5 protein-coding genes are annotated in these 3,896 nt (G+C 35.2%); all 5 read right to left on the reverse strand.

The annotated features are described in order from the left end of the window. On the reverse strand, positions 1-251 hold a 251-nt coding region (locus tag TJ68_RS05060; protein WP_222859707.1), incomplete at its 3' end, for a hypothetical protein. Further along, positions 232-1,575: a phage portal protein gene (locus tag TJ68_RS05065; RefSeq protein WP_040929079.1), complete on the reverse strand. Its 1,344-nt coding sequence runs from the start codon at positions 1,573-1,575 to the stop codon at positions 232-234. The genes TJ68_RS05060 and TJ68_RS05065, both read right to left, overlap by 20 nt. Next, a complete protein-coding gene (locus TJ68_RS05070; protein WP_040929080.1) occupies positions 1,575-2,852 on the reverse strand; it encodes a PBSX family phage terminase large subunit in 1,278 nt (425 codons plus the stop codon). The genes TJ68_RS05065 and TJ68_RS05070 overlap by 1 nt, the downstream gene beginning before the upstream one ends. Continuing rightward, positions 2,836-3,180, reverse strand: coding sequence for a phBC6A51 family helix-turn-helix protein (locus tag TJ68_RS05075; protein WP_052327322.1), 345 nt, complete (start codon positions 3,178-3,180; stop codon positions 2,836-2,838). The genes TJ68_RS05070 and TJ68_RS05075 overlap by 17 nt, the downstream gene beginning before the upstream one ends. Before the next feature lie 107 nt (positions 3,181-3,287). Further along, the gene (locus TJ68_RS08170) at positions 3,288-3,833 is read right to left on the reverse strand and encodes an HNH endonuclease (protein WP_052327323.1); all 546 of its coding nucleotides are present in this window, start codon (positions 3,831-3,833) and stop codon (positions 3,288-3,290) included. Positions 3,834-3,896 lie beyond the last annotated feature (63 nt).

The raw sequence follows: 3,896 nt of genomic DNA on the forward strand, positions 1-3,896 counted from the left end.
TCTTTCATAAACTCATCTGTACGTTCGATAAGCTTCTTTAACTCGTCTGGATAGTCTTTCAAGTCTTCCATTAACATCTTATATTCAACGATGTTATCTTCGCCGTATTTAAGATAATATTCACCAATCTGTTTGTTGATTTCATTTGAAGTACGAATATAATGCTTTATTAAGCGGTTAGATAGTTCTTCATCAGAGATATTTTGACTCTTCACATACTCCTTAACACGTTTATTCCAATAGTTGCTCATCGTCTTGTACCAGTGGTTTGTTTAATTCAGCAAAGATATTAAATGCAGAGTCAGCTTCTTGATTCTCAATACGTTCTAGTTCGTCTTGCACGTTATCCACTATAGATAGAGTATTAAGCTTAGTATAATCACTGACGATACCTGATAACATTTGTGCTGTTTGCGCTTCTTCTAGAACGTTTGCAGGAATGTTACGAGTGAATGAAAAGTCAATGTTAATATAATCATCTTTATTTGACTGTGGGAAGTTAGTAGGTATGTTAAATATCATCTTGAATCGCTTCATCATACCCGCTTGGAACTTACGCTCTTTCATTAGTGACAAGTTCTCCATCGATTGTAACTTATACTGCAACGCTATTCCTGATGACGCACCAAATGATTCATCGTTAATATTAGAAACCATGCTAATCTGAAATATTAACTTCTCTAATCGTTCGATTAAATTCTCTTGAGTTGTATCTGCATTAGGCTTGTCTAAGAAGTGAACGTTTTGACCGCCTGGATCATAACTTTTCAAGTTTATAATTCTATTATTACGAATGTTCTCTAATGTCTCGTCATCTAGCTCAACACCAAGAACAGCTAGATAAGCGTCTGCAAAATAATCTACATCATTCGCTTTTTCTGAAATAGCTTTGTCATAAGCATTAATTAATGTTTCAACGTTCTCAAATGTTGCCTGTCGCTCTGCGTTCTCAATGTATTCAATAATCGGAACATCACCAAAGTAATGTTCTTCAAACTCATCTTCAATGTATAGTTGACCTTTAGAATCTGAATAATAATAATGTCTACCGTAATCAGTATAAATGTATCCATGCTCTTTCTTGTCTTCGTCTGTCATTGGATATATACCGAATAATACATCTTGTTGAATCGTATCATCATAGATTACAAATGCTTCTTCTGGACTAAGATATGTTACACGAGTATTCGCATCTTCATCTTGATAAAGATATTCGTATGCATGGCCATAGATACTACATAGCTTAGATAACTCAGCGTTGTTATCATTCTGATTATTACGTTTAGCGATCTCTTTCATTTTATCTGAAATGCTCGCATCTTCATGAGCTGTCTTAATCGGATTCCCAATAAAATAACCGTTCAATGTGTCAACAATGTATTTTGCAAAGTTAACAACTAAACGGTTATCAGGTTTGTTATTTGGTTTTGGATCTTGTATAAGAATTTCATGCTCTCCGCGATACATATTCATTAGCCTTTTATATCGTGGGAGTCTCGTATAGTATATATTTAAATATTCTCTTAACTTTTCCCCTGTTAGCTCTTCATTTCTAGGATGAATAATTAATTCCATTACAATCCTCCTTTAAATATTTTTACAACGTCTTTACCACGCATATCTTCTTCAAATGCATAGCGTGTGGCGTCAATCGTGTGGTTATGTTTATCTTCCAAGCGTGGAAGCGGGTTACCATCCCTGTCAGTCTTGTAGTCAATCGTTTCAAATTCTTTCGCAATGTTTGGCGTTCTTTTGGGGTCTATTACTATCTCTGTTAAATCATTCAGCCATTCCTCACCGTATTCAACAGAATCTGGACCTTTTTTAACTGGATATAAATGGTTGATACCATGTTCTGACCGTAATTCGGCATTTGACTTAGGTTCAGCTGATTCAGCTGCAATCCTATCACTTTGATAGTTATTCTCATGCAACCATTTAGCGAACTGTCTATTACTTATTTTCACACCATATAATTCATCTACAGCGTATATAGTGCTTCTCTTTTTATCGTAATGCCATTTAACGAATGCTAAAGGATCAGTTGCATATCCATAGTCAACACCGTTTCTATAATTATCAAATGTAGCTATTTCTTCGTCTGTGATATTTCTAATCGTTAAGTTGTCAAATGGAACTACACCACTACCGATAGCTTCACCTAGGTATTCCCAACGATATCTTAGTTCGTTTTTCTCTTTGGTTGATTCCGCTTCAGAAATGAACTCTTTTGAAATATACGGATTGTCCATATATGTAGAATGATGGACTTTTGTGTTTCTTGGGTGATGACTCACTCCATACTTTTTATTTAGCCAATGCTGTTTTCTTTTGGGTGGGTTGTATGAGTGAAAGAATTTGTAAAACAGTCCGTTTGGTAATTCTCCACGAAGTAATGAGTTAGTAATCATTGTCACTTCGTCTTCTGTTTTGAATTCGGCTTCTTCTTCTATCCAACCAATTGCAAACGGGAATTTGCTATCTTTTAGTGATTTCAACCGCTCTGGATTCTGTGCTCCACGGAATACAATCTTGTTGCCACGTGGAACATATGTGATTTCCATTGGACTTGTTTTATAACTGAACAGATGACTGACCTGTTGTTCATTGATTGCCCATTTAATTTGTTCGAACACAGATGTCGCGAGTGTATTATCTATCTTACGAATACACACAGCATTGACTGCATAGCGCATAATTAACTGTACAATGATGTGACTGATGTCTGATGACTTTCCTGAACCGCGTCCACCTTTAGCAACTATATGAAGTACATCTTGGTCTCTCGTCCATCTCCACAAATCATGAAATGATTCTGGAATTAACTCTGATAGTTTAATCGATGTCGTCATGGAAACTCACCAAGCCTGTCACATTTACATCTTGCTTATCAGTTGGTTTATATCCAGCCCTATCCAAAAGGTCAGCAGATGCCTGATATCTTACAAGCTCACTGCTTGCATATTGTGATAACTCAAATATACTTTTTAATGCTTTTGATGCCATATCAGAAAACTGTTCTCTCACAAGCTTGTCTTTAAAAGTTTGAAATTCTGGGTCTTTACGCCAGTTGTACAACGTTCTTTCCGACACTTTCAACTCTTTGGCCATTTGTTGATAGTTCATGTTTGTTGTTAATTCAAGCATTATGAGCCGTTCTTTCTTCGTTCTATTTTTCACACATCTCACTCCTTTCGGAAAAGTTCGGAATAAAAAAGAACACTCAAAACATAGTCAGATGAGTATTCTTTTCGACAAACTTATTAATTTTATTTAATCTCTCTTCATCAAAAAAATGATTTACTTTGATACCATTCTCCTATGTCGTGTGCTTGTTTACTACAGTTGCAACTTAAACATGCCGGAATGATATTCGCTTTGATAAAATCGCCGCCTTTTGAAAATGGATGCACATGGTCGAATGACATTTTCCCTTTTGCTCCGCAATAAGCACAAGCATGACCAAAGTGTTCCAATGTTTCCTCCCACTCTTCATAAGTCATTGAATCAAACTCGCCATTACCGTGTCTATTCTTTTGTGAATGGATATTTGTACGATTCTTAATTCTTATAGATTCTTTGATGTCTTCTCTTAATGTTGTACCATCTAACACATCCCATATTTTAATTTTGTTTCTGTACTTAGGATGTATTCTACTAATGAGACTTGCAGCCTCTATTCGATCATCATCTTTTTCTGATGTCAGATATGCTCTAAAAAGATTTAGAATGATTGTTTTAAACATTTCATTTACATCATGAATATCAATCTTCTTTTTATTCTCATTATCAACATACTCGATGAATCTCTGTTGTTTAATTGTTAGTTTCATCTTATTTACCACCAACTCTCACGCTATTAGCTTTTTATAGTTTAACTGCATTAAAAAAGACAC

It is taken from the genome of Nosocomiicoccus massiliensis (genome assembly GCF_000438455.1).
GTDB classification, from domain to species: Bacteria; Bacillota; Bacilli; order Staphylococcales; family Salinicoccaceae; genus Nosocomiicoccus; species Nosocomiicoccus massiliensis.